23 protein-coding genes and 1 pseudogene are annotated in these 26,063 nt (G+C 72.6%); 14 read left to right on the plus strand and 10 right to left on the minus strand.

Annotated features, from left to right (window positions below; genetic code table 11):
* Positions 1-81 precede the first annotated feature (81 nt).
* Entirely contained in the window at positions 82-831 is a 750-nt protein-coding gene (locus tag H297_RS43885; RefSeq protein WP_078514929.1) for a phage holin family protein, read from the minus strand.
* Between the two features lie 236 nt (positions 832-1,067).
* Here H297_RS43885 and H297_RS0131430 point away from each other — a divergent pair, with 236 nt between their 5' ends.
* The gene (locus tag H297_RS0131430; RefSeq protein WP_027740273.1) at positions 1,068-1,607 is read left to right on the plus strand and encodes a TerD family protein; all 540 of its coding nucleotides are present in this window, start codon (positions 1,068-1,070) and stop codon (positions 1,605-1,607) included.
* Between the two features lie 109 nt (positions 1,608-1,716).
* Here the strand turns inward: H297_RS0131430 and H297_RS0131435 are convergent, their stop codons facing one another.
* Together H297_RS0131435 and H297_RS0131440 are read right to left on the minus strand one after the other, a co-directional pair.
* Complete coding sequence (locus H297_RS0131435; RefSeq protein WP_051352341.1) at positions 1,717-3,708, minus strand: OmpL47-type beta-barrel domain-containing protein; 1,992 nt, start codon at positions 3,706-3,708, stop codon at positions 1,717-1,719.
* Complete coding sequence (locus tag H297_RS0131440; protein WP_027740275.1) at positions 3,705-6,197, minus strand: ThuA domain-containing protein; 2,493 nt, start codon at positions 6,195-6,197, stop codon at positions 3,705-3,707. Before H297_RS0131440 ends, H297_RS0131435 begins: the two co-directional genes overlap by 4 nt.
* A gap of 203 nt (positions 6,198-6,400) precedes the next feature.
* Here H297_RS0131440 and H297_RS0131445 point away from each other — a divergent pair, with 203 nt between their 5' ends.
* A complete protein-coding gene (locus H297_RS0131445; protein WP_027740276.1) occupies positions 6,401-7,387 on the plus strand; it encodes a multicopper oxidase domain-containing protein in 987 nt (328 codons plus the stop codon).
* A gap of 194 nt (positions 7,388-7,581) precedes the next feature.
* Entirely contained in the window at positions 7,582-7,785 is a 204-nt protein-coding gene (locus tag H297_RS0131450) for a cold-shock protein (RefSeq protein WP_027740277.1), read from the plus strand.
* A gap of 115 nt (positions 7,786-7,900) precedes the next feature.
* Here H297_RS0131450 and H297_RS44725 read toward each other — a convergent pair whose 3' ends face one another.
* Positions 7,901-10,027, minus strand: a complete 2,127-nt coding sequence (locus H297_RS44725; protein WP_486589751.1) for an L-lactate permease — start codon at positions 10,025-10,027, stop codon at positions 7,901-7,903.
* 126 nt (positions 10,028-10,153) lie between these two features.
* Here H297_RS44725 and H297_RS0131460 point away from each other — a divergent pair, with 126 nt between their 5' ends.
* From H297_RS0131460 to H297_RS44735, 4 genes and pseudogenes are all read left to right on the plus strand, one after another.
* Positions 10,154-10,615: a YchJ family metal-binding protein gene (locus H297_RS0131460; protein WP_027740278.1), complete on the plus strand. Its 462-nt coding sequence runs from the start codon at positions 10,154-10,156 to the stop codon at positions 10,613-10,615.
* Between the two features lie 39 nt (positions 10,616-10,654).
* Positions 10,655-10,846, plus strand: coding sequence for a hypothetical protein (locus H297_RS43890; RefSeq protein ID WP_199787299.1), 192 nt, complete (start codon positions 10,655-10,657; stop codon positions 10,844-10,846).
* 66 nt (positions 10,847-10,912) lie between these two features.
* A pseudogene (locus H297_RS44730) lies at positions 10,913-11,614 on the plus strand (beta-ketoacyl-[acyl-carrier-protein] synthase family protein); the annotation flags it as partial.
* Between the two features lie 172 nt (positions 11,615-11,786).
* The gene (locus tag H297_RS44735; protein WP_027740281.1) at positions 11,787-12,182 is read left to right on the plus strand and encodes a hypothetical protein; all 396 of its coding nucleotides are present in this window, start codon (positions 11,787-11,789) and stop codon (positions 12,180-12,182) included.
* A gap of 55 nt (positions 12,183-12,237) precedes the next feature.
* On the opposite strand, the gene H297_RS0131480 is transcribed toward H297_RS44735, so the two are convergent.
* From H297_RS0131480 to H297_RS0131490, 3 genes are all read right to left on the minus strand, one after another.
* Positions 12,238-13,440: a saccharopine dehydrogenase NADP-binding domain-containing protein gene (locus tag H297_RS0131480; RefSeq protein ID WP_027740282.1), complete on the minus strand. Its 1,203-nt coding sequence runs from the start codon at positions 13,438-13,440 to the stop codon at positions 12,238-12,240.
* A gap of 52 nt (positions 13,441-13,492) precedes the next feature.
* A complete protein-coding gene (locus H297_RS0131485) occupies positions 13,493-14,392 on the minus strand; it encodes a DNA-formamidopyrimidine glycosylase family protein (RefSeq protein ID WP_027740283.1) in 900 nt (299 codons plus the stop codon).
* A gap of 64 nt (positions 14,393-14,456) precedes the next feature.
* Positions 14,457-14,882 (minus strand): OsmC family peroxiredoxin, encoded by a 426-nt coding sequence (locus tag H297_RS0131490; protein WP_027740284.1) that lies wholly within the window; start codon positions 14,880-14,882, stop codon positions 14,457-14,459.
* Positions 14,883-15,339: 457 nt separating this feature from the next.
* Here H297_RS0131490 and H297_RS0131495 point away from each other — a divergent pair, with 457 nt between their 5' ends.
* Complete coding sequence (locus H297_RS0131495) at positions 15,340-15,891, plus strand: GH25 family lysozyme (protein WP_027740285.1); 552 nt, start codon at positions 15,340-15,342, stop codon at positions 15,889-15,891.
* Between the two features lie 138 nt (positions 15,892-16,029).
* Positions 16,030-16,953 carry a collagen-like domain-containing protein gene (locus H297_RS44740; RefSeq protein WP_486589752.1) on the plus strand — a complete coding sequence of 308 codons (924 nt, stop codon included), beginning with the start codon at positions 16,030-16,032 and terminating at the stop codon, positions 16,951-16,953.
* A gap of 40 nt (positions 16,954-16,993) precedes the next feature.
* Here H297_RS44740 and H297_RS0131505 read toward each other — a convergent pair whose 3' ends face one another.
* Positions 16,994-18,739 carry a CoA transferase gene (locus H297_RS0131505; protein ID WP_027740286.1) on the minus strand — a complete coding sequence of 582 codons (1,746 nt, stop codon included), beginning with the start codon at positions 18,737-18,739 and terminating at the stop codon, positions 16,994-16,996.
* 26 nt (positions 18,740-18,765) lie between these two features.
* Here H297_RS0131505 and H297_RS44745 point away from each other — a divergent pair, with 26 nt between their 5' ends.
* Positions 18,766-19,002: a hypothetical protein gene (locus H297_RS44745; RefSeq protein WP_078514911.1), complete on the plus strand. Its 237-nt coding sequence runs from the start codon at positions 18,766-18,768 to the stop codon at positions 19,000-19,002.
* Between the two features lie 25 nt (positions 19,003-19,027).
* Here the strand turns inward: H297_RS44745 and H297_RS0131510 are convergent, their stop codons facing one another.
* On the minus strand, positions 19,028-20,077 hold the full coding sequence (locus H297_RS0131510; RefSeq protein ID WP_027740287.1) for a zinc-binding dehydrogenase: 1,050 nt from the start codon (positions 20,075-20,077) through the stop codon (positions 19,028-19,030).
* A gap of 92 nt (positions 20,078-20,169) precedes the next feature.
* Between H297_RS0131510 and H297_RS0131515 the strand changes: the two genes are divergently transcribed.
* Together H297_RS0131515 and H297_RS0131520 are read left to right on the plus strand one after the other, a co-directional pair.
* Entirely contained in the window at positions 20,170-20,736 is a 567-nt protein-coding gene (locus H297_RS0131515; RefSeq protein ID WP_027740288.1) for a TetR/AcrR family transcriptional regulator, read from the plus strand.
* Between the two features lie 327 nt (positions 20,737-21,063).
* Positions 21,064-21,900 (plus strand): alpha/beta fold hydrolase, encoded by an 837-nt coding sequence (locus H297_RS0131520; RefSeq protein ID WP_027740289.1) that lies wholly within the window; start codon positions 21,064-21,066, stop codon positions 21,898-21,900.
* A 417-nt stretch (positions 21,901-22,317) separates the two neighbouring features.
* On the opposite strand, the gene H297_RS0131525 is transcribed toward H297_RS0131520, so the two are convergent.
* On the minus strand, positions 22,318-22,938 hold the full coding sequence (locus tag H297_RS0131525; RefSeq protein WP_027740290.1) for a TetR family transcriptional regulator: 621 nt from the start codon (positions 22,936-22,938) through the stop codon (positions 22,318-22,320).
* Between the two features lie 146 nt (positions 22,939-23,084).
* Here H297_RS0131525 and H297_RS0131530 point away from each other — a divergent pair, with 146 nt between their 5' ends.
* Entirely contained in the window at positions 23,085-23,849 is a 765-nt protein-coding gene (locus tag H297_RS0131530; protein ID WP_051352353.1) for a siderophore-interacting protein, read from the plus strand.
* Between the two features lie 12 nt (positions 23,850-23,861).
* Positions 23,862-26,048 carry a 2Fe-2S iron-sulfur cluster-binding protein gene (locus H297_RS0131535; RefSeq protein WP_027740292.1) on the plus strand — a complete coding sequence of 729 codons (2,187 nt, stop codon included), beginning with the start codon at positions 23,862-23,864 and terminating at the stop codon, positions 26,046-26,048.
* Positions 26,049-26,063 lie beyond the last annotated feature (15 nt).

The following is a 26,063-nucleotide window of genomic DNA, read 5'->3' on the forward strand; positions in this document are numbered from 1 at the left end:
AGGCAACCGGGCCCACACCTTTTAACCGGGCCCAGAAGTACCGTTCGGGCGGTCGGTACAGGCGCAGGGGCGGCCCCTGGTTCAGGCCGGAGGTGTCGTGGGCGGCGGCGGAACCGATGCGGGGGTGCCCTCGGTCGGCGGCGCGGGCCGGGGCGGCGTCTGCGGCGGAGGCGGCACCGGCTTGCCGCTCGCCGCACCCTCGGGCGGCGGCGCCACGGGCCCGGCGTCGCCCTGGGGGCCGGTCGAGGTCGCGGGTGTGTGCCCGGCGCCGTCCGGCTCGGGGCGCGTCGCGGGACCCGTCGGCTCGGGGCGCGACGCCGGGGGCGCGCTCGGTTCGGGCGCCGTCGGCCCCGGGTTCGGCTGCGGACTCCGCTGAGAGCTTGGCTGCGGTGCCGCAGCCGCGCCGGAAACCGGCCCCGAGGCGGGCGGCGCCTCAGCAGCGGGGGCCGGAACGTGGGGCGTCGCCGGGTCGGTCGCCGATGGAGTCCGGTGCCGCTTGCCGCCGCTCCGTGCCGCGCCGCGCAGGGCGAGGGCAAGGGCCGCCAGCAGGGCGGTGACGATCAGTGCGGCCGCCCAGCCGGGCAGCACCAGGGCCAGCAGCAGACCGACCGCCACCACCAGCGCGCCGCCCGCGTACAGGGCGGCGGCCCCGGCACCCGCGTTGAGCTTCCAGGTGCGGGCGGAGAGGCGGGCGCGCACCTCGGCGCGGACCTCGTCCTCCACCGACCGCAACTGCTCCCGCACGAGGTGGGCCACCGGTTCGGTCAGGTCGGTCGCCGGGGTGGCGCCCGGCAGTTCGCCCTCTCTGGGAATGGTCGCCTTGTCACTCATCCGCACCGGGTACCCCGCCACGGGCGGTCATGCCCTCTGCCGCCTCATCGGGCCTGCCCGTCCACCGGGGCCGCCGGACGCCCCGGGGCGTCCGCGATGAGGGCCGACAGTGTTCACCGGCGTGCCTGCGGGGCCGTAAACGCCCCTGAGCTGAGCGGCGTTGACGTGGCAAGATGGGGACGCCACCAAGATGACCGCAGGGTGGCGCGAGGAAGCGGCACGAGGAGGGGAGCACGGTGAGCAGTATCAACAAGGGTCTCAGCAAGGTGGAGGTCACCCTCAAATGGGATCCCAGTCCCCTGGGGGAACCGGATCACGATCTCGATCTGGTCGCCGGTACCTACACCGCCGAAGACCCTTCCGGGGAGCCGGACTACCTCGTCCACTTCGACAGCCGGTCCCCGGACGGCACCATCATTCTGAACCGGGACAGCAAGGACGGTCAGGGCTTCGGCTCGGACGAGGTGATGACCCTCGAACTCGACCGGCTGGCCGAGAACTACACCCGCGTCGTGATCGGCGTGGCCATCCAGCAGAACGAGGGCCACAAGACGTTCGGGCAGATCGAGAACACCGCAGTCCACATCCGCGAGGGATACGAGGAGCTGTCCGAGAGCGATCTGAGCGGCGTCTCCACCGCCACGGCGGCGACGGTCGCGGAGTTCGTCCGCGGCGAGTCGGGGGAGTGGTACCACAAGGTGCTGCTGCGCGGCTACGAGGGCACGCCCGAGGAGTTCACCGCACGGATGGGCGCCGCGGGAGCGGGCACGGCCTGACGAGGCAGGCGCATGCGTACGCGTCCTGGCCGTGGACGCGGGGGCGGGCGGTACCGGATGGCGCATCCGGTACCGCCCGCCCCCGTTGTCGTGCCGGTGACCGCGCAGGTCACAGCTCCTTGATGCGGACGTTGCGGTAGGAGATCACGTCGGTCGTGCTGTGGACCTGGAGGCCCACGTACCCCGAGGCGTAACGGCGCCCGTCGGTGCCCGGGTCGTCGTCGCGCGGCGGGTTGAAGAGCTGACCCCGCGCGTTCTCGAACTCGTTGATCAGCGTGCCGTTGCGGTAGAGCTGGTAGTGCTGGCCGATCACCCTGATCTCGTAGTCGTTCCAGGTGCCTTTGGGCGTGACCCCGGCGCCGGCGAGCCCGACCCGGTCGAAGCCGTAGACGGACCCGGTCTTGTACATGTCCCCGTCGGGCCGGTCGAGGATCTGCATCTCGTGGCCGTACTTGATGGCCACCCACTCGGGGCGGGACTCCTCCGGATGGTCGTGGACGTCGGGGAAGCGGACGAACACGCCGCCGTTGGCGCGGCCGTCACCGGGCGCGTCGTCGCGGAACTGGAGCTTGAGCGAGAAGTCCCCGTACCGGCGCTCCGGGTACCACAGCATGCCCATGCCCTCGACGGTGGCGTCGCTGGTCATGGAGCCGTCCTCGTTCAGCCCGAACTTCCCGCCGCCCACCTGCTCCCAGGCGGCGAACGACTCCTTGCTGCCGTCGAACAGGTCGCGGTACCCGGTGTTCTGGCCCGGCGTGCCGATGCCGGAGCGCTTGGCGGCCTGGTTGATCAGCTTCCGCTCGCGCGGCACCAGGACGCCGTCGTCGACCAGTTCGTCGGTGACGCCGTGCACGTGCTTGAGGAAGAGGGCCTGGGAGCTCCACTCCTTCTCGTCCTCGATCAGTTCACCGACCGTGCAGCGGCGCTGCGTCATCCGGTTCGGCACCCCGGTGTCGATGGTGCCGACGAACACCGTCTCCCGCTCGTCGTACTCGGGACAGTCCGGCGACGGAACGCCGCCGCCCGCCACGACGCGGAAGGACAGGGTGCCCGGCTCGGCGGTGTTGCCCGCCTTGTCGGTCGCCCGGTAGGCCAGCGAGTGGTGTCCGACCCGGTCGACGACCAGCGGCTCGCTGTAGGCCAGGTACGGGCCGCCGTCCAGGGCGTACTCGACCTTGTCCACACCGGACTTGTCGTCGGTCGCCGTCAGCGTCACCGTCGCCTTGCCGAGGAAGTTGCCGTCCGAGTTCTTCTTGCCCTCGGCCTTGCCCTCGGTCGTCGGCGGGGTGGTGTCCACGTCCGGCGGCTCGACCACGGTGAAGCTCGCCGTCTTCTCCGCCGCCGCGTTGCCCGCCTTGTCCTTGGCCCGGTAGGCGACGGTGTGCTCGCCCACATCCGTGACCGTCAGCGGCGCGGTGTAGGGCTGGAACTCGCCGCCGTCCAGCGCGTACTCGATGGTGTCCACGCCCGAGCCGGCGTCCGAGGCGGTCACCGTGACCGTCGCGGTGCCCTGGTAGTTGCCGTCGGCGTCCGTGTCGCCCTCGACCGTGGCCGAGGTCTCGGGCGGCGTGGTGTCCTCACCGGGATCGCCGCCGGTCACCACGAGGGTGCCCTGCATCTGTGTGTGCCCCGGAATGGTGCAGTGGTATTTGTAGGTGCCCGGGGTGAGGGTGACTTCCTGGGTGTGCTTGCCGCCCTCCGCGTCGGCCGGCGAGGCCAGGATGTTGAGGTCGACGTCCTGGTTGTACTCGGGGTCGGACGTGGCGAAGGTGAGCGTGTGCGACATGCCGGAGGTGTTGCCGGTCGCCTCGCTGTTCTCGAAGACGATCGTCGCCTGGCCCGCCACGGCTGTCGCCGGGGCGGAGGCGTACTTGGTCATGTCGTCGTCCGCCGTCCAGGTCAGCACCTGGTCGGCGGCCTCGGGCGCGTCGTCCCGGGCCGCCGCCGCCGGCTCGTCCGGCGCCTGGCCGCGGCCCCACGCCGTCGCCGAGGTCAGCCCGAGCACCATCAGCAGCGCCGCCAGCACGGCGGTCAGCAGCCTGGCCCGTTCCCGTCTGCCCCGTCGTCCCGTGCCACGGGACGTACTCAGCGGCCCGCTCATCGGCCCGCCCCCTTCCGCAGCGCCGGTTCGGCCATGTCCCCGGGCGCCGGGGTCGGCTCGCCGCCCTTGTAGGTGACCCGCCACAGCGCCGACTTGTCGTCGGAGGTGAAGAAGCCGCGCCCGTAGTCGAGGACGTAGAGCGCCCCGTCGGGACCGAACTTCCAGTCCATGAGGTTGCGGATGCCGCCCTCGCCGACCGGGACGATGCCATCCAGGCTCTCCGCGTGGATCGGCAGCGCCCCGACCTCGCCCTTCTCGGGCATCAGCAGTGCATGGCGCGGCTGGTCCCCGTCGTACAGGTCGCCCACGAACCACTTGCCGTCCCAGTACGAGGGCCACTTGACGGCCGAGTCGCTCCCGGCGTCGTAGCGGTAGAGCGGGCCGTCCATCGCGGCCTGCCCGCCGCCCTTGAGCCAGTCCAGCTTCAGTTGCTGCTCGTCGAGCTTGTAGCTGGGCACGCCGTTCTCGTCCCGCGGATAGTCCGGCGCCCCGCCCTGGGGCGAGTACCAGATGTTGTTCGGCTTCGCAGGCGGAATGTCGACGAGGCCGTCGTTGTTCGGTGACTCGTTCTTGAGGTGGTCGCAGTCGTACCAGTCCAGCGGCTTGCTCGGATCGGGCAGGTTGCGGTCCCGGTAGGGCTGCTTGTTGCCCATGCAGTACGGCCAGCCCTGGTTGCCCGCCTCGGTGATCTTGGCGAACGTGTCGTACTTCGCCGGGCCCCAGGTCTCGCTCGGCTCCGTCGCGTCCGGGCCGACCCAGCCCGCGTACAGCGTGTCGGTCTTCTTGTCGATCGAGATCCGAGCAGGATTGCGCACCCCCATCACATAGATCTCGCCCCGCGTCTTGCCGCCGCCCTCGTCCGGCTCCTCGCCGGTGAACAGGTTGCCCTCCGGCAGCGTGTAGGTGCCGTCGTCCTCGGGGTGGATGCGCAGGATCTTGCCGTTGAGGTTGTTGGTGTTGCCGGCCGTGCGGCGCGCGTCCGAGAAGGAGACACCCTTGAAGTCCGGCTCCGGGTTGTTGCCCGAGTACCCGTCGCTGAACTGGGAGGAGTTGTTGTCACCGGTGGCGATGTAGAGGTTGTTCTTGGAGTCCCAGGCCATGCCGCCGCCCGCGTGGCAGCAGCTGTGGATCTGCACCGGCCACTTGAGCAGGACCTTCTCCGAGTCCAGGGCCAGCTTGTCGGTCTCCTTGTCCAGCGTGAAGCGGGAGACGCGGCGCTCGGCCATGTGCGTGTCGCGGTTGATCCGGTCGTGCGGCGTGTAGTGCAGGTAGACCCAGCCGTTCTGCTCGAACTTCGGGTCCAGCTCGATGCCGAGCAGACCCTCCTCGTTCTTGACCAGCTCGTCGCCGCCGCCCTTGTTGCCGAAGACGGTCAGCTCACCCGCGAGGCTGGTCTTCTTCGTCTTCGGATCCCAGATGTGGACCGTGGCGGTGCCCTTGCCGACGTCCGGGTCGTTCCAGTCGGTGACCACCGGCTGGGACGCGTCCTCGCCGCCCCGGCCGATGTAGAAGACCCGCCCGTCCTCCGCGGTGACCAGTCCGTGCGGCTCACCGATCTGGTCGTGCTCGCCGGGCTGGTTGGGTTCGGTCACCCGGGTCGCCTCGTAGTTGGCGGAGATCGCCGCCTGGCAGTCGGCGCGGGCCAGGCGCGTCGTCCACATCAGGGCGCCGCGCAAATGGCTGCGGAAGTCGGTCTCCTGGAAACTGGCGGCGGTGCCGCCCATGGCGGTGTAGAAGGACCGCCCGCCGTCGTAGTCACGGCACCAGGAGACGGGGTGGTCCCAACTTCCGGCGTCCTGGCCCGGGGCGTAGCTGTTCGCACGGACGCGGGCGACCGTGTGGACCTTGCCGGAGGGGTTCTCCTTCCAGTTGAGCCACTTGTCCAGCCGTTTCCACTCGACAGGCAGGTCCTTGGTCGCCGGGTTCTGCCGGTCGCCGACCTCGACAACGGCCTGCTGCGCCTTCGCGGGGCCGTGCTCGGCGGGACGGGCACCGATCAGGCCGGTGAACCAGTCGGAGTACGGCTCGGCACGGGCCGCGTCGTGGACGCCGAGGAAGCCGCCGCCCGCCTCCATGAAGCTCTCCAGACCGGCCTCCTGCTCCGGGTCGAGCACGTCGCCGTCGCCGGTCAAAAAGACGACCGCGTTGAAGCGGCCCAGCTTCTTGGCCTGGGTGAAGACCGCCGGGTCGTCGGTCGCGGTGACCGTGAAGTGCTCCTGCTCCGCGCCCTGTTGACCGATCTTCTCGATGGCCTCGATCGCCGCGTCGACGGTGGGCGACTCCTCACCCGTGGCGCCGTGGAAGAGCAGCACGCGCACGTCCTCGCCGCCCGGCGGGCTGGGCAGCGCCAGCTTCTGGGCCGGCGTGTCCGGCGGTGGTCCGGCGAGCGCCGGGCTGCCCAGCAGTCCGGCCGCCAGCGCCCCGGTCAGCAGCGCCGCCAGCCTTCTGCGCCGGGGTCTCGCCCGTTTTGCACGCGGTTGGTGCCGCATGAGTGATCCACCCCTCTTCTGTCAGAGAAACGTGGCAGAAGCTAGACCCCTTTCGGCGGTTCGCCAAGAGCTATGACCACAACTCGACGAACTTTGTCCCCGGTGTGGATAAACTCCCGCGGCGGCGCTACGGTCCCAGACTGATCCGTCAACTCGCTCCACTCAGTGCTCCATTGGCCTCACGCCCGGGGAGAACGAGAACGATGACCGGTACTCCGCACGTCCCCTCCCGCCGCACCTTCAGCAGACGCCTGCTCGCGGGCGGTGCCGCCGCGGCTGTCGGCTCCAGCGCGCTGACGGCCACCACCGCCGGGTCCGCACAGGCGGCCCCCGCCGCCGCCTCCGGCCAGGTGCGCAGGGCGGGCAAGGGCGGTCAGACCCGCAAGATCACGATGTACGCGGAGAAGCTCGCCGACGGGCAGATGGGCTACGGCCTGGAGAAGGGCAAGGCCACCGTCCCCGGCCCGCTCATCGAACTGGTCGAGGGCGACACCCTGCACATCGAGTTCGAGAACACCATGGACGTCGCCGCCAGTCTCCACCCGCACGGCGTCGACTACGACATCGCCAACGACGGCACCAAGATGAACAACAGCCACGTCGAACCGGGCGGCAAGCGGACCTACACCTGGCGGACCCACGCGCCCGGCCGCCGCAAGGACGGCACCTGGCGGCCCGGCAGCGCCGGCTACTGGCACTACCACGACCATGTCGTGGGCACCGAGCACGGTACCGGCGGTATCCGCGCCGGCCTCTACGGGCCGGTGATCGTCCGCCGCGAGGGCGACATCCTCCCCGACCCCGACCGGCAGTTCACCGTCGTCTTCAACGACATGACCACCAACAACCTGGAGAAAGGCCCCGACTTCGAGGCCACGGTGGGGGACCGCGTCGAGATCATCATGATCACGCACGGCGAGTACTACCACACCTTCCACATGCACGCGCACCGCTGGGCCGACAACCGCACGGGCCTGCTGGAAGGCCCCGACGACAACAGCCCGGTCATCGACAACAAGGTCGTCGGCCCCGGCGACTCCTTCGGCTTCCAGGTCCTGGCCGGTGAGGGGGTCGGGGCGGGCGCCTGGATGTACCACTGCCACGTCCAGAGCCACTCCGACATGGGCATGGCGGGGATGCTGCTGGTCGCCAAGGCCGACGGCACGGTGCCCGGTCACGAGGGGCACTGAGCAGCCACGACAGCACCGCGCGGAAGCGTGTTAAGCTGGCGTCGTTGCGGTTTTGGTACCCATGAACGTAGGCGCGCCTGAGCTCAGTGGCTCGGGCGCGTTCTTGTTTTCCGGAGTTTCTCTGGAGGGGGTCATTGCGGCGACGCGGAGCGCACGAGGTGTGCGGCTCCCAGCCACCTCTGGAGGAGACAAAAATGGCATCCGGCACTGTGAAGTGGTTCAACTCGGAAAAGGGCTTCGGCTTCATCGAGCAGGACGGCGGCGGCGCCGACGTCTTCGCCCACTACTCGAACATCGCGGCCACGGGTTTCCGTGAGCTCCACGAGGGCCAGAAGGTCAACTTCGACGTCACGCAGGGCCAGAAGGGCCCCCAGGCGGAGAACATCACCCCCGCCTGATGCGCGCGTAGCGCAGTAGGACCGCCGGGGCCCGCACCGTCGAGGTGCGGGCCCCGGCGGCATGTGGTCACCGTGCCGTTCCGCTCCTCCCGTCACGCCGCCCGGCTCCTCCTCGTCACGGCAGCATCCAGGCCAGCACGTTCGACTGGAGCAGCACCAGCAGGCAGATGGCGAGCAGCAGCAACAGGCTCCAGGCCACGGCCTTGCGGAAGAGCACGGCCTCCTTGCCGAGCAGGCCCACCGCCGTCGCCGCGATCGTGAGGTTCTGCGGGCTGACCATCTTGCCGACCACGCCGCCGGAGGTGTTGGCGGCGACCAGCAGCGTCGGGTCCAGGCCCGCCCGGCCCGCGGCGGTCTTCTGCAGCGTGGCGAACAGGGCGTTGGCCGAGGTGTCCGAACCGGTCACGGCCGTGCCCAGCCACCCGAGGATGGGGGAGAGGAAGGCGAAGGCCGCCCCCGTGCCCGCGATCCAGGTGCCGATGGTGATCGTCTGGGCCGACAGATTCATCACGTACGCGAGTGCCAGCACCGAGCCGACCGTCAACAGCGCCCAGCGCAGCGTCAGCACCGTGCGCCCGAACTCGCGCACCGCGTCCCGCATCCGCACCCGGTGGACGAGGGCCACCACCAGGCCGCACAGCACGAGCAGCGAGCCGGGGGAGGAGAGCCACGGGAACACGTAGACCGTGGTGGAGGAGCGCTCGCCGGTCGCGGTGAGCACCTTGCCGTCGAGCCACGGCCACCGCACGGAGACATCGGTGTCCGCCAGGAAGTCCGTGACCGGGTCCCAGAGCTTGGCGACGGAGAAGACCGCGATGACCACCAGATAGGGCAGGAAGGCCATCAGCACCCGCCCCCCGGCCAGCCGCCCCCCGCGATCCGCCGCCGCGCCTGCGCCCGCGGCACCGGCCGTCTCCGGGCCCGGCCCTGTTCCCGCCGCGTCCGTCCCGGGGCCCCCGTCCGTTGTGGGCCCCGCGTCCGTTCCGGAGCCCGCACCTGCCTCGGGGTCCGCGCTCGCCCCGGATGCCGTGCCCTTTCCGGGCCCTGCGCCTGCCTCGGGGCGCGTGTCCGTACGGGGTCCCGTGCCTGCTTCGGGGTGGGCGTCTGTTCCGGATGCCGCGTCTGCTTCGGGGTGCGCGCCCGTCCCGGGTGGTGTGGCCGCTCCGGGCCCTGCGCCTGCTTCGGGGCGCGCGCTCGTCCCGGGTTCCGCGTCCGTCTCGAAATCCGCGCCCCTCTGGGGGGCCGTGGCCGTTCCGGACGGGGGCGGAGGGGGTTCTTCCGCCGGGCCGGACACCGCCGCAGCGGTCGCGCCGCCGGCCTCGGCCTCCGGGCCGGGTGCGATCCCCGCCGAGCGGGTACCGTCGGCCGACGCCTCCAGGCGCTCGCGGGCGGCCGCGCGCCGCAGGTCCTCCCGTACGCGCTCACCGCCACTCGGCTGCCACACCCGCAGGAAGGCGACGACGGCGGCCAGCGCGACCAGGGAGGCGATGATGTCGGTGAGCTCGACCGAGACGAAGTTCGCACTCACGAACTGGGCCACGGCGAAGGTGCCGCCGCACACCAGCGCGGCCGGCCACGTCTGCCGCATGCCGCGTACCCCGTCCACGAGCGCCACCAGCAGCAGCGGGACGAACAGCGCCAGCAGCGGGGTCTGCCGCCCCGCGTACGCGCCGATGTCCGCGTAGTCGATCCCCGTGAGGCTGCCCGCCGTGATGACGGGCGTGGCGATCGCTCCGAAGGCCACCGGTGCGGTGTTGGCGACCAGCACCGTGACCGCGGCCCGTACCGGGGAGAAACCCAGCGTCATCAGCATCACTCCGGTGATCGCCACCGGGGCGCCGAATCCGGCCAGCGCCTCCAGCAGCGCGCCGAAGCAGAAGGCGATGATCAGCGCCTGTACCCGCGGGTCGTCGCTGACCAGGTTGAACGCCCGGCGCAGGTCGTCGAAGCGCCCGCTGACCACGGTGAGCTGGTACACCCACAGCGCCGCCAGCACGATCCACATGATCGGGAACAGCCCGAAGGCGGCCCCCTCGGTTCCGGACAGCAGCGCCAGGTGCACCGGCATGCCGTACGCCGCCACCGCCACCACGACGGAGACCCCCAGCGCGGCGAGCCCCGCCCAGTGGGCCTTCAGTCGCAGCCCGCCCAGCAGCACGAACAAGGTCAGCAACGGTAGTGCGGCCACCAGTGCGGACAGCGCGAGGCTGTCGGCCACGGGGGACAGGTCGGGCCGGTACATGGACACCCCTCACCCTCGGACAGCGCTCGTCACGGGGGCGGCGGCTCGCACCCCGGTTCGAACTGATCGTTTTGCAAGGTTGGTTCCGGACGGGCTCGCTGTCCAGGGGTCCGGCATGATGAGCTCATGTCCCGCCGCAAGGGCGCCCCGAAGGGCCGCCGTTCCGCCACCGCTCGTCCCGCCACCGCCCGTTCCGCCGCCCCTGGCCCCGCGGACCCGTGCCCCTGCGGACTCGCGCCCTACGGCCGTTGCTGCGGGCGGTTCCACAGCGGGGCGGCGGCGCCCGATACCCCGCAGGAGCTGATGCGCTCCCGGTACGCCGCCTTTGCCGTGGGCGACGCCGAGTACCTGCTGCGCACCTGGCACCCCGACACCCGGCCCGAGCGGCTCGACCTGGCCGGCGGCCCCCGGTGGACGGGGCTGGACATCCTCGCCTCCTCGGGAGGGAGCGCCTTCCACCGCGAGGGCACCGTCACCTTCCGCGCCCACTGGGTCGGAGCCGACGGTGAGCGCGGTACGCAGGAGGAGTGCAGCCGTTTCGTGCGGGCGGACGGCGGGTGGACCTACCTCGACGGCACCGTGGCCTGACGCCGCGTCAGTCCACCACGGCGGGGGCGGCTTACTCAGGTGCTGCATACACCTGATCCCCGCCGACTCCGTCGTCTTCGCCACCGGGCAGGAGAGCGAGCGCTGCTGCCCGCGCTACGGGCCGCGGGCATCCCGCACGAGACCGTCGGCGGTGCCCGCGACGCCGACGGGATCAACGCGGTCCGTGCCACCGCCGAGGCATTGCGGGCCGCCCACCGGCTGGGTACCTGACCTGTGGCGGCCCCCGCCGCTCCCCGCCTGCCGATCCCACGAAAGCCACCGACCGAAAGCAGCACCGTGCCCCATAGTCCCGACAGTCCCGACAGCCCCGATACAGCCGTCGTCGTCACCGGCATCGGCGCCCTCACCCCCGTCGGCAGCGACAAGGAGACCAGCTGGCAGGCGCTGCTGGCCGGCAGGTCCGGCGTGGCCGAGATCTCCCGCTTGGACGCGCGTGACCTCCCCACCCGCATCGCCGCGGAGGTCAAGAACTTCGTCCCCGAGGACCACTTCGACCGCAAGCGCCTGCGCCGCTCGGAGCGGTTCTCGCAGTACGCGGTGGTCGCGGCGCGGGAGGCCGTCCGCGGCGCCGGGCTGACGACGGACGGCGACCCCGAGGCCCGCCTCGGCGTGCAGATCAACAACGCGGTGGCCGGCTTCCCCGGCATCGAGGCGGCCACCGACCAGCGGCACCAGGATCCGCGCAAGGTCAGCCCCTACTTCGTCTCCTCCGTCATCCCGAACATGCCCGCCTGCGAGGTCGCCATCGACCTGGCCACGCACGGGCCGGTCAACGCCTCCGCCCTCGCCTGCGCCAGCGGCATCCACGCCCTGCTGGAGGCGCGCCGCACCGTCCTGGCGGGGGAGGCCGACGTCGTGGTGGCCGGCGGCACGGACTCGGCCATCACCCCCGTGATGTTCACCGGGCTGAGCACCATGGGCGCGCTCTCCACCCGCAACGACGCACCCGAGCGGGCCGGCCGCCCGTTCGACGCGGAGCGCGACGGCTTCGTCTTCGGCGAGGGCGCCGTCGTCTTCGTCGTCGAGTCCGCCGCCCACGCGGCGGCCCGCGGGGCGCGCCCGTACACGGAGATCAGCGGGGGCGCGCTCACCTCGGACGCCTTCCACGTGAGCGCCCCGCACCCCTCGGGGCGGGCATACCGAGACGGCGATGCGGCGGGCACTGGCCGCGGCGCACACCGCGCCCGAGGACGTCGACTACCTCTGCGCGCACGGCACGGCCACCCGGACCAACGACCGGCTGGAGGTCCAGGCGGTGCGCGCGGTCTTCGGTGCGGCGGCCGACCGGCTGCTGGTCAGCTCGCCCAAGTCGATGGTCGGCCACATGATCGGCGCGGCGGGCGCCCTCCCGGCGATGGTCGCGGCGCTCGCCATGCGGGACGGCGCGGTGCCGCCGACGATCAACCTGGACACCCCCGACCCCGAGTGCGACCTGGGCCACGTCCCGCACACCGCCCGCACGGCGGACGTGAACACCGCCGTGGTCGACGCCTTCGGCTTCGGCGGCCAGAACGTGGTGGCCGTACTGCGTAAGCCCCGGGACTGAACCGGCCTGCGGGCACCCGCCGTGCCGCGGGCCGGGTCCCCGGGCACGGGCGCGCCTACTCGGGCGAGTCCTGAAGGACGCGGAACTCCAGGCCCGCGCGGATCAGCCGCTCCGTCAGCGCCTCGCCCATCGCCACCGACGTCGTGACCTGACCCGCGGTGGGCGGCAGCTCGTCATGGGCCAGGGACAGGGCTGCCTCGCCGAGCATCTTGGCCGTCTCGTCGTAGCCGGGGTCACCGCCCGCGACCTCCGTGACGACCCGGCGCCCGCCGCCCCGGCCCACGAACCGCACCGTGAACCAGCTCCGCGCCCGCCGCGTCTCGTCCGGGCCCTGCCCGGAAGCGAGCCGGGAGGAGAGGAACCGGCGCAGCGCCGGAAGCTGCGCGGCGGCGAAGAGACCGCCGATCCCCGCGATGCCGCCCGCCACCGTCGGCAGCCGCTTGACGGCCGCGGAGTGGCTGTAGCTGAAGGCGGGCCCGTACCGCTCCAGCGCCGCGGCGGAACGCCCCACGACCTGCGGGTCGAGTGTGGGCAGCGGTACCGCCCACACGCCCAGCTCCGCGTCGTGCCGCACCCGGCCCATGGGGGTGCGGACCGTGCGGTCCGCCGGGCGCGGGTCGGCGGCGCGGCGCGCCTTGGCCACCTTGGTCATGCGGTCCGCGCGGGCGAACGCCAGCAGGGTGCTCTCGAACGTGCCGCCGGAGACGAGGGCGTTGGACCGCACGAACGCTCGCACGGTGAGCGGCACGCCCTCGGGCAGGTGGTCCACCGTGAAGCGGGTCCCCAGGTCGGCCGGGACGCAGTCGAAGCCGCAGCCGTGCACCAGGCGCGCCCCGGTCTCCTTGGCGCGGGAGTGGTGGCGCAGGTACATCAGGTCCACGAACTCCGGCTCGCCGGAAAGGTCGGCGTAGTCGGTGCCGGCCTCGGCGCAGGCGGCCACCAGGCGGGAGCCGTAGCGGATGTAGGGGCCGACCGTGCTGGCCACCACCCGGGTGCGGGCGGCCAGGTCGGCGAGGGCCGCGCCGTCGGAGGCGTCGGCTGTTACCAGCGGCACCTCCGCCACGCCGGGATGGTCGGCGGCCAGCCTCTCCCGCAGGGTCGCGAGCTTGGCGTGGCTGCGTCCCGCCAGCGCCCACCGGCACTGCGTCGGCGCGTGCGTGGCCAGGTGGCGGGCGGTCAGCTCGCCCACGAACCCCGTCGCCCCGTACAGGACCAGATCGAACTCCCGCTCCTTGCGCTCACCCGTCGCCGCACTCATTGCCATCCCCTCGAAGACCGACTGCAGTTACCGGCTGGTACTGGCCAGGGTCTCATTTCAGCAGACGGGACAGCCGCCGGTCGGCGAGGGGCTTGCCTCCGCTCTGGCAGGTGGGGCAGTACTCCAGGGTCGAGTCCCGGAACGAGACCGAGCGGACGGTGTCCCCGCACACCGGGCACGCCTCTCCCGCCCGGCCGTGCACCCGCAGCCCCAATCGCTTGCCCGCCTTCAGCTCGGCGGCCGACAGCCCGCGGGCCCGCCCGACCGCCGCACCGAGGGTGGCGTGGAGCGCCTCGTGCAACGTGGTGACCTCCTCCTCGGACAGGTCGGCGGCCAGCTTGAACGGGGACATCCTGGCCGCGTGCAGGATCTCGTCCGAGTAGGCGTTGCCGATGCCGGAGATCACCGACTGGTCCCGCAGCAGGCCCTTGAGCTGCTGGCGCCGGCCGCCCAGCAGGGCCGCCAGCGCCTCGCGGTCGAAACCGGGGGCGAGGGGATCCGGGCCCAGCCGGGCGATCCCGGGCACCTCCTGCGGATCCCGCACCACGTACACGGCGAGGCGCTTCTGGGTGCCCGCCTCGGTGAGGTCGAACCCCTCACCCGAACCGGCCTGACCAAGGGCGTCGGCCAGTTCCAGCCGGAGCGCGAGCGGCCCCTTCCCCGGGCGGGGCGGCGCGGCGGGCAGCGACTCCTGCCACCGCAGCCAGCCCGCCCGTGCGAGGTGGACGACCAGATGGAGACCGTCCGCTCCCGCGCCGTCGTCGACCACCATGTCCAGGAACTTCCCCCACCGCCGCACCCCCGTGAAGGCGTGGCCCTCCAGCGCGTCCACAGGCGGGTCGTACGTCTTGAGCACGCTGATCGCGACCGGCAGCACACGGTGGACGGTGCGGCCGGTCAGCCGCTCGTCCAGGAAGCCCGTGAGCGCCTCGACTTCGGGGAGCTCCGGCATGGTCCCTCCTCCTGCCAAGCGGTGGAGGGGACGCCTCGGGGAGCGGCGTCCTCCACCGGAGCGGTCAGGCCAGCCTGGCCTCGTGCGTGATGGTCGTGCCCCCGAGAGCCTGGCTGACCGGGCAGTTGCGGGCTGCGTCCGCGGCGGCCGAGGCGAACGCCGCCTGGTCGATGCCCGGAACCTCGCCCTCGACGGTCAGATGGATACCCGTGATGCCGGTGCCCGGCTGGAAGTCCACGGCCGCCTTGGTGGTCAGCTTGGTGGGCGGGGTGCCGGCCCCGGTCAGGCCGTTGGAGAGGGCCATCGAGAAGCAGCTCGAATGGGCGGCCGCGATCAGCTCCTCGGGGCTGGTCCGGCCCCCGGGCTCCTCGGCGCGCGCCGCCCAGGAGACCGGGTACTCGCCGATGCCCGAGGAGTCGAAGGTGACGGCCCCCGCCCCCTCTGTGAGAGCGCCGTTCCAGACGGTGTGGGCGGTGCGTGTGGTGGCCATGGTGCTCCTTCTGGCGAATCGTCGTCGGCCCCGGATGACCTCCGTGTCACCGGGGAGGGCGGCCGGGCGGCCGGGAGCGCCGCGGCACGGCTGCCCCGCGTCCCCGTCGCAGTACCCGATCCTGCGCCTTTGCCACGTCCCGCGCACCTCCCGACGCGCCGGAACCCTCCGCTGTGCCTGTGCCTGTGCCTGTGCCTGTGCCGGTGCCGGTGCCGGTGGCCGTCCCCGTGTCCGGCGCCCGTGTGCCGTCCGGCGGGAGGGCGTCGTCGGCACCGTGCGGGGGAGGCGTACGCCCGGTGGGCGCTGCATGCGAGGACGCGCCGCCCGCCCGGGCACCCTGTACAACAACTTCCGTATGTCTCACGGCAACTGCGGCGGTACGGTATGAGACCCGACGGGTATCCAGGAGTAATCGGGCTCGTTCGGAGAGTGAAAAGAGAGTGGGTGGCGCGCAGTTATGATCAAGGGCATCGATGTCTCCTCCTACCAGCCGGAGGACTACAGCACCCGGGGGATGGAGTTCGTCTTCATCAAGCTCACCGAGGGCAAGTCCTACACGAACCCGAAGTGGGTGGCCCAGCGCAAGACCGGACGCGACGCGAAACTGGTCACCGGCTTCTACCACTTCGTCCGGCCGGGCAGCATGAAGGCGCAGGCCGACTACTTCCTCTCCAAGATCGATCTGGTCGCGGGCGACATGCTCGCACTGGACTGGGAGGACCCGGACGTCAGCAACAGCGAGAAGGACGAGTGGATCAAGTACGTCCAGGATAAGGCCCCCAAGCACAAGGTCGTGCTCTACTGCAACGTCGACTTCTGGCTGCACCGCGACACGACCTCGTTCGCGGGGGACGGACTGTGGATCGCGCACTACAACGGGAAGCCCGGCGAGCCGGGGGTGAAGCACCGCTGGCGCTTCCACCAGTACACCAGCGACCCGATCGACACCAACCTGGCTGACTTCGACAGCCGCGACGCGCTGCGGTCCTGGGCGGGCGGCTCGAAGTAGCGGCGGGCCCGGACGGCGCCTTCCGCGGTTCCACGGGACGACGCCCACGGGCGGCGCGGGCCGGGTGCCGCCGTCCCGGCTCCCGGCGGCGGTGGGCGAGGGTCCCGCCCGGTGGCCGCGGCAGATACGCTCCCGTGCATGCCGGAAGCCAACTCCCCCTCGTCCCCCTCGTCCTCGTGCTCCACCGTCCGCGAGGAGGAGCCCGCCCCCGCACCAGAGCCCGCCTCCGCGCAAGCGGGCGTCCCAGAGCAGGTGGGGGTGCCCGCAGGCGAGCGCGTCCCTGCCCAGGCGGGCACTCCCGCGCGGCAGACTTCCCCTGCGGAAGCGGGCGCTCCCGCGGAGCAACGTGCCTCCTCGGAGGAGCAGACAACGCGGGAGGGCACCTCGTCGGAGGAGCAGCTACCGGGGGAGAGCGCTTCGGTGGGGGAACGGATACCCGTGGCGGGGAACGACTTGGAGGGGGAGCGCGCCCCTGTTGAGGAGCGCGCCGCGGCGGGGGAGCGCGTCCCCGCGGTGAGGGAGGGCGCCGCGGTGAAGGAGCACGCTCCGGCGGGGGAGCACGCCCCCGCCGGGGAGCACGCCGCGGTGGGCGGTGATCCCGTGCCTGCCGGGGAGGCGGCGCACGGTGTCGGGGAGGGCGAGCAGTCCCGGGCCGGAAAGGGAAGTGCGGCCGGACCGAGCGGTGGCCCGGCCCACCGGGGCGAGGCGGGCGACCGGGCGGAGCCCGGCGCCCAGGGCCGCCCGGCGGACCCCGGGGCGGCGGACGGCCCGGCCGTCGTGGGACCCGGCGTGGGCGACGACCAGGAGCGGCCGACGCTGACGCCGCGACAGGCGCGACGCGTCCGCATAGTCCTCTCGGCCGTCGTCATGCTCGCCGTCGCCGTCGCGCTGGCCGTCCGCCTCCGGACGGCGCCCTCGGTGCTCACCGTCGGCTTCTACGGGTTCGCCCTGATCCTCTCCGGTACCGCCATCGCTCTCAGCCGCCGCGGCCGCACCCGGGTGGCCACGGCGGTGCTCGCTTTCGGCTTCGTCCTCGTGCTGTTCGGCGAGTGGCTCGTGTGACCGGGCCGCAGCGGCGCGAGGCGGCCGGAGCGGGCGGCGGTCAGATCCACTCGGTGGGGTCACCCCCCACCGCACCCGGCATGCGTGCCCAGTCGCGGGGGCTGCGTGCGCTGTCCGGCGCGCCGTCCGCCTCCCGGGCGGCCGCGCCCTCCTCCGGCCCGAACCCGACGGGGGAGAGCGCGTAGCGCACGTGCCCCAGCGGGCTGTCGGCCTCCGTCAGCCACGGCGCGGGGTCCAGCGGCGACCGGGAGTCCGCCTCGACCGCCGCCGAGCCGGCCTCCCGGTGCGGCGCTTGCGGCTCGGCGGGAAGTTCCCGCATCAGCCAGTGGGCGGTGCGTGCCAGGGAGAGCCGCACCAGACGGGAGCCCGCCGTGCCCGTGCGCTGCTCGGTCAGGGCGCGCAGCAGCCCGGCGGCGAGCAGATAGCCGGTGCCGTGGTCGAGCGCCTGCACCGGCAGCGCTCCGGGCACCAGGCCGGGCGCGTCGGCGTCATCGGTCCCGTCCCTCTGCTCGTCCGGGCCGGGCGCCGCCTCCAGGCAGGCGATGCCCGTCGCCGCCTGCACCAGGCTGTCGAAGCCCCGCCTGCGCTGCCACGGGCCCGCCGTTCCCCACGCGCTGAGCTGGCCCACCACCAGGCCGGGGCGGCGGTCCATCAGCGACTCGGGGGCGAGGCCGAACCGGTCCAGGGCCCCGGGCCGGTAGCCGGTGACCACCACGTGCGCGGAGCCCAGCAGCTCCTCGAACGTCGCCTGCCCGGCCCGGCTGGACAGGTCCAGCAGCGTCGACCGTTTGCCCAGCCCCGTGTCGGCGTGCGTACCGGGGAACTCGGGCCTCTCCGGCGCGTCGATGCGGAGCACGTCGGCGCCCAGCAGCGCGAGCGTCCGGGTGGCGACAGGCCCCGCGAGGACACGGGTGAGGTCCAGGACGCGCAGCCCCCGCAGCCCGCCCGGCCCGGGCGGCCCCTCCAGGGGAAGGGTGCCGGCCGCGTCCAGCCGCTTCAGGGCGGCCAGCGGGGTGTCCACGACGGCCTGCCGCTGGGGGTGGGCCGCCCACTGCTCGACGGTACGGACGGCGACGGCCAGGCCGCCCTCCCGGTACACCGTCTCCTCGACGTCCCGGGCCCGACGGTCGGCCAGCTCGGCGGCCACCCGGCCCGCGGCCGCCTCGTCCTCGGCCGGGCCGTGGTCCGGCATGCCCAGTGCCGACAGCAGACGGGCGCGGTGGTGCGGGTAGTTGGCGTGGGTGCGGACCCAGCCGTCCGCGGTGCGCCAGAACCGCGACAGCGGAGCGAATGCGGCCGGAGCGTGCCCGTCGACGCGGACCAGCCGGTCGCTGTGGAACGCGGTGGCCACGGCGCCGTCGTCGACCCGGACCGGGGGCAGCAGTGCGCTGCGGGCCCTGACGCAGGAGAACTCGGCGGCGGCCAGCGAGCAGGCCGCCACCGCTGCGGAGGCCAGTTCCATGACGGGCAGCTCGGACGGGAGCAGGCCGGGGCGGCGCTCGCGTGAGACGCGGCCCAACAGCGCGGGGTCCCCGTCGAGCGCAGCCCAGACCTGAGCCGCCCCCGACGACTGGGCGTCCGCCTGCTGGGGCGCCTGCCCGGTCCGCCGGGCCGCCGCACCGAAGCCGGTCGCGGCGGGGGCCGGCCCGGACCGTCCGGATTCCCCGGACGCCGGCCCCAGGTCGAACTCGGTGTCGAACTGCCCCGCACGCGCGGAACCGTGCGCGGTGTGGTCCCCCCGCGACGCGGGCTTCCCAGCCCCTGAAAACTGATCCATACCGCGCATTTTGGCACTCGAAGGCGTCGGACCCGGTGACGGCGGGGCGGTCGGGGGCTCAGGTTGCGGCGGCCGGTCGTCGCACGGCAGGACGCATCGGCCCGGGTGAGCCGACCGACGGTGCCGCACGGTCGGGCGCGGGACGCGGTGCCGCGTACGGGTGGCGCCCCTTCGAGTCCGGCTCCTGGATCACCGTCGACTGCGCCGCGGGCCTGGGCTGCTGGGCGGCCGGCGAGCAGGGGCGGGTGGCCCGCGTGGAGCCGGGACGGTGACCTGGCCGCACGCCGTGTCCCTCGCTCAGGGGTGCATGACGATCTTGCCGACGTGCCCCCTCCGGGCGAGTTCCTCCTGCGCCTGAGCGGCCTGGTCCAGGGGGAAGGCCGCGGCGACGACGGGCTGGACCCCGCCCTGGCGGGCCAGGTCCATGAGGAGAGCGAAGTGGGTGGGCGTGTGCATCGCCGAGCCGATGATCTGCGCGTTGTGCAGGTAGAGGCGGCGCACATCGAAGGTGAGGCCGTATCCGCCCAGTGCCCCGGCGACGACCCACCGGCCCCCTTCGCGCAGCAGCGGCAGCCCGTCGCCCACCAGCTCGCCGGCCACGACGTCGAGCGCGACGTCGATGCCCTCCGGGGCGGCGGCGCGTACCTGCTCGGGGATGTCTCCCGCGCGGTCGACGACGGCGTGCGCGCCCGCTTCGCGTACCGCGCCGAGCTTGGGACCGCTGCTGACGGCGAGCACCTGGGCACCGCGCGCTCGGGCGAGCTGCACCAGTGCCAGGCCGACACCACCGGACGCTCCCGAGACGAGGGCCGTCTCCCCCTTGCGGAGCCGCCCTCGCTCGACCATGCCCAGCGCCGTGCCGTAGGCGGTCGGCAACGTCGCGAGCTGGTCGTCCGTGAGCGGGGACGCCGTCACGTCGTGGACGTGCTTTGCCGGTGCCGCCACGTACTCGGCGTATCCGCCGTCGCGTTCGCTTCCCATCAGGCCGACCGGGTTGGCATCCGGTCCGTCGGTGTCGTAGAGGGCGGGGTCGACCACCACGCGGCGGCCGACGAGGTCTTCGGTCACGCCGGTCCCGACGGCCGCGACCCGGCCGGACACGTCGGCGCCCTGGATGCGCGGGAAGGTGAGCGGGCCGCGCCAGCCCGACAGCGTCTCGGGGGCTCCCGGACGGCCGTAGGCACCCTCGCGGGTCCACAGGTCGGTGTTGTTCAGGGCCACGGCACGGACCCGGACCAGTACCTCTCCCGCCTGCGGGACGGGGATGGGAACGTTCGCCGCTTCGAGCACCTCCGGACCTCCGTGCCCGGTGATCCGTACTGCTCGCATGAGCTCGGGGGTCCCCATTGTGCGCGCCTCCTCGCAGGTATACTGATCGGTGAACATTCGCCACTGTACACCGATCGGTGAAGGGGAGCCTTGTGCAGGAAGCGCGGGCCATGACGCCGGCCGGCCGCCGCATCGTGGCGGCGGCCGAGGAGCTGTTCTACGACCGCGGCATCACGGCGGTCGGCGTGGATCTGATCGCCGAACGCTCAGGCGTCACCAAGCGGACCCTGTACAACCGGTTCGGGTCGAAGGACCACCTCGTGGCGATCTACCTGGCGGAACGCGACCGGCGCTGGCGCTCACACGTCCAGGACGCCGTCGACGCCTGTGACGACCCCGTCGCAGCCGTCACCGCCCCCTTCGACGCACTGCGCACCTGGAGTGGAACCAACGGCCGTGGCTGCGCGTTCATCAACGCGCTGGCCGAGCTCCCGGATCCCGCGCACCCCGCACACCGCGTCGCCGCCGCCCAGAAGACCTGGCTGCTGGACCTGTTCGAGCAACTCGCCACCAGGGCGGGCCACTCGGATCCGGCCGCCCTCGCCACCCGGCTCCTCGTCCTGCACGAGGGCGCCCTGGCCACCCAGCCCCTCCCGCTCGACACCCTTGCCGCGACCGCCGACCTGGCGCGCTCCCTCGTCGCAGCCGGCGCGCCCCCTCGTCCTGGTGCCGGTTGACGGTCCGCTCGACTTCGCCTCGGTGCCGGCGGTGCTCCTGGCCGAACCCGGCGGTCCGGCCGCTCACGGCCCGCGCGTCGGCCCCAGCGAGCCGCACGGCAGGGTGGTTCTGGGACCACCCCTGTGGGGGTGCTGGACCGCTGGTGGACCGAACGGACCGTTCATAGCGTTGCGTTCATGATGGATGACACGACCGGAGAACGAAGAGGTGCCACCCGGCGGACGGCGCTGCGTGGGCTGGGACTCGCGGCGGGGGGCACGGCGCTGGCCACCGGGCTCGGAACCTCGCCGGCCGCGGCGGACCCGCCCCGCAGGCCCGGAACCTACGTGCTGGTGCACGGCACCCACAGCGCCGGCGCATTCTGGACGCCGATTGCGCGGGAACTGGCACTGCGCGGCCACCGCGTCGTCATGGTGGACCAGCCGCGGCACGGCGCGGAGGCTTTCGTGGCGGAGTCGTACCAGCGGCAGGACCTCACCGCGATGGCGGTCGAGCCCTCCCCGCTGAAGGGCCTCGGCCTGGACGACTACGAGGCGCGCGTCACGGGCATCGTGCGGCAGGCCGCACGGAACGGCCCGGTGGTGCTGGTCGGGCACAGTCTGGGTGGCGTGTCGGTCAGTCGCGTCGGCGACGCCGTCCCGCACCTGCTCCACCACATCTGCTACATGGCGGCCTTCTGTCCCAGCCGCGCCCTGCCCACGGCGGACGCCTGCACGGCGGCACCCGAGAACGCGAACGCCGTCAGCCCGGTGGAGCTGACGGTGGGTGACCCGGACCGGCTCGGGGTGTTGCGGCTGAACTTCCGTACGGGTGTCAGCCGTGAGCTGGCCCTCCTGAAGGAGATGATCTGCGCGGACCATCCCGACGGCGACTTCCGCCGGATACTGGCCGGCATGCAGACCGACGAGCCCGTCGCCGCCTATGCGGGCCGAGCGGTCGGCCGGGCCGGCAACTGGGGACGCATTCCCCGCACGTACCTGCGTTTCGGCGAGGACCGTACGATCGCGACCGCGCTCCAGGACAGAATGATCGCGGAAGCCGACGCGGCCACACCCGGCAACCGCTTCCGGGTGCACGATTTCCCCGAGGCGTCACACGTCGGCCCGCTGGATCCCACCCCGGTTGCGGACGTCCTGGACACGCTCGCAGAGCAGGGAGGCTAGGTTCCGTCCGGCGGACGGAACCTGGGAGCGACTCCAACACGGTCCAGGCGGACACCGCACTCCGTCGGTCGCGTCGACCGGCCGATGGCCGGAGGCGGCTCGACATCCCGCCGGGCCCCTCGGCACGCGGCCGGTGCCCGAAAGGCCCGGCCGCGGGTCCCGGGAAAGGGACGACGCCCCGGCACCACCGCCGCGACGAGGGACTCGGACGGCGCCGGGGCGGGCCGACCCGCAAGATCCACCTTGTCGGCGAGGGCGGCTGCCGTCCTTCGGCCTTCCTCCTCGCGCCCGGTCACTGGGAAACGCACCGCAGACGACCGGGGTTCCGGACCGGGCCCGGGTTCCCCGTCCCGGGCGGTCGCCCCCCGTGCATCGGCCCGCGGCGGTGTCTACCGGACCGGCCGGTGCGGCCGGCGCTCATCGATCGCCGCGCAGGTACCGAGTGACCATGGCGACCAGCTCCGCCTCCAACCTCTCGACCTGGACGGCGTGCGGAGTCGCCAGGAGCTTGTGGGTGTTCATCTCGACCGCTCCCACGATGAGTTCCGCTGCCATGCCGAGGTCCTGCACGCCGACGTCCGGATGACGGGCGAGCAGGTCGCGCACCTGCTCCACCCGCACCTTGCCGTGCCGGTCGATCGCTTCGATCAGCTCACTGGAGACCGGAGCTTCCTCGATCATGATGCGCAGCAGCTGCGGGTCGTCGCGGTGGTGGTCGATCGCGTCGCGGACCAGGGCGCGCACGGTCTCCTCCAGGCTGCCGGGGCTCAGTTCCAGCTCTTCGGCTCCCGCCCAGGCGCCGCGGTCGATGTGCCGGACCAGCAGCTCGGCGAGGATGGCGTCCTTGTTGGGGAAGTACTGGTAGAGCGAGCCGATGGACATGCGGGCGTGTTCGGCGATGCGGTTGGTGGTGCCGGCGGCGTAGCCGTACTCGGCGAAAACGTGAGCAGCGGCGGTGAGGATGCGCTCGCGGGTGAGTTCGGCGCGCACCTGGCGGGGTTTGCGACGTGGGGCGAGACGGCGTTCGGCGGGAGCCATCCGTTGATCCTTCCGGGCGGCGGAATGCGAGTAGCAAAAAGATGAATGTTTGCTCAGAATAATGCCATGAACTGCGGAAACGAGAACCGGCAGGCACCGGAGGTGTGGCCGTGATCCCCCGGGTGAGCGTGCCCCGGGAGCGCAAGATGATCACGCTGGAGGTGCGGCGGCGTGAGCTGCTCACACCCGGCTTCGCCTGCGTGACCCTCGGCGGGCCCGGTGTGCGGGATCTTGCACCGGGGGGTGCCGACCGGGCTGTGCGCCTCTTCTTCACCAGGGAAAGGCAGGGCGAGCTGAGGATGCCGACCGCCTCGAACGAGGCGTGGATGGTGCAGGTGATGGTCATGCCCAAAGCCGTTCGCCCGTGGGTACGCAACCTGACCGTCCGCCGTCTGCGCGCGGCCGATCTGGAGCTCGACATCGAGTTCGCCTTGCACGGCGCATCCCCCATGACCTCGTGGGTGCGCCGGGTCCGCCCGGGCGATCCGGCCGGGGTCTTCGACCTGGGGACCACCTACCGGCTGCCCGAGCATGCCCGGAGACGACTCCTGGTGGGTGACGAGAGCGCGCTGCCGGCCATCCTGTCGATCCTGGAGACGGACCCGCGCCCGCTGCCCACCGAGGTCTTCGTCGAAGTGGCGACCGCCGCCGACATCCGGCCCGTGCCCGTACCCGCCGGCGTGCACCTCCACTGGCTCAGCCGCGACGACGAGACCCTGCGGCCCGGCGCCCGCGCGCTGGATGCGGTGCGCGAGCGCGAGCTTCCCGAAGGGCCCCTCTACGTCTGGACAGCCGGCGAGTCCCGGCTGGCCACCGGCGTCCGGCGGCACCTGGCCGACGACCGCGGCGTCCCCAAGCGGGACATCTCCTTCCACGGCTACTGGCGCACAGGCCGGTCCGCCCCCGGCTGAAAAGGAAACCCCATGCAGCATGCACACCGGCCTGACTCCCTGCGCCGGCTCACCTCCGCCGAAGAGATCGAGGCAGTCGTCGGCCGCCCGGCCGCAATGATCACGCGCAAGCAGATCGGCGTCCTCGACGCGGGATGCCGCAGCGTCCTGGCGCACAGCCCGGTCGCGGCCTTCGGCTACCGAGCCGCAGACGGCACCGCCCGGACCACCTTCGTCGGCGGCGCGCCCGGTTTCGCGCGCGTCCACTCCCCGAAGCGGCTCTCCTTCCCTGTTTCCGGGCCGACCGTTGCACGCGGTCCGGTCTCGCTGTTCTTCCTGCTGCCCGGGGTGGGCGAGGTGCTGCGCGTCAACGGCACCGCCTCCGCCCGCACAGGCGGGGAGACAGCCGTGGACGTCACCGAGGCGTACGTGCACTGCGCGCAGGCCGTCATCCGCTCCCGTCTGTGGGAGCCGCCCGTTCCGTTCCCGGCAGCCGATCCCGTACCGGGCGCGGGCCCGTTGACCGGTCCCGGCGTGGCCGAATTCCTGGCCGCCTCACCGTTTTCGGCCCTCTCCACCTGGGACACCGACAACGGCAGCGACACCAGCCCGCGCGGGGACCGTCAGGCGGTGGCCCGCATCCTGGACGACCGCACCCTGGTCCTTGCCGACCGCAAGGGCAACAGGCGCGCGGACACGCTGCACAACCTGTTGCAGGACGACCGGCTTTCGCTCGCCGCGCTCGTTCCCGGCCGCAGCGGCGTGCTGCACCTCCACGGGCGGGCGACGATCACCGACGACGCCGCGCTGCTGAAGACGATGGCGCTGCGCGGGGCCCCTCCGCACCTCGCGCTCGTGATCGACGTCGAGTACGCCGAGGTCAGCGGCAACGACGCCGTGGCGGCCGCCCGGCTGTGGACGCCGGACGGCCGGACCGGTCGCGGTCAGGCGCCCGACATGATGGCCCTGGGCAGCGCGCACCTGGCCGCCAACGCGGCCGAGGACGGACGCATGTCCGCGTGGCTGACCAAGCTCGTCACCCGTGTGCCGGGCGCGAGCCGGCTGCTGCGGAAAGCCATGGACCGCGCCTACGTCTTCGGACTGCGCAAAGAGGGCTACGACGACGTGCGGGCCCCCGTCGCCGATCGCCACCGCGAGGCGCCGCCCGCGGGCCGGGCGGCAAAGAGCCCGCTGCGGCCCGTGCGCATCCGCGAGATACGGCAGGAGACGCCGACCGCCCGCACGCTCGTCCTCGAAGACGCGACCGGTGAGGCCCGGCCGTTCGACTTCCACCCCGGACAGTTCTTCACCCTTGTCACGGACATCGACGGCCACCGGGTGCGACGCGCCTACTCGGCCTCCTCGGCTCCCGGCGCTCACCGGCTCGAAGTCACCGTCAAACAGGTGGCGGGCGGGCTCTTCTCCACGCACGCCCACGGCGGCTTGCGTCCCGGGGACCGCCTCGCGGTACGTGGCCCCTCCGGCGCCTTCCACGCACCGGCGCAAGCACCTGGACGAAGGGTGCTCATCGCGGCCGGCAGCGGCATCACGCCCCTGATGAGCATGGTGCGAGCCCACGTGTCAGACCCTGCTGCGGACGGCAGGATCGACCTTCTCTACAGCAGCCGCACCCCCGAAGAGATCATCTTCGGTGACGAGTTGCGCCGCATGGAAGAGAACCACCCCGACCGGCTGACGGTCACCCACGTCCTCACCTGCCGCGACGGCCGGCTCACCGCCGAAGGCATCCGCCGGTGGGTGACCGGCCTACCCGGGCCCGACAGCGCGCACCACTACGTCTGCGGTCCGGAAGCCCTCATGGTCACCGTCCGGGCCGTTCTGCAACACATCGGAGTGCCGGACGCGTTCATCCACCAGGAACGCTTCACCGGTGGCGTCCCCGCTCCCACCGCCACCGCGGAACCGCAGGAGATGAGGGTCGAGAAGGACGGGAGCTTCGTCGGAGCCGCCGTGGTCGAACCCGGCCAGACCTTGCTCGACGCCGGTCTCGCCGCAGGACTGCCCATGCCCTACTCCTGCACGGTCGGCAACTGCGGCGAGTGCAGGGTGCGCGTGCGCGGCGGAGAAGTCACGCACCCCGAACACACCTGCCTCGGCCCCGAGCAGCAGGCCGAGGGCCATGTGCTGACGTGCGTCAGCTGTCCGCTGTCCCAGGTGACCCTCGACATCGCCGATCCGGCAGCCCCCGACCGTCAATGAGGCCGGGAGGCGCAG

This window comes from Streptomyces sp. CNT360, from assembly GCF_000424785.1.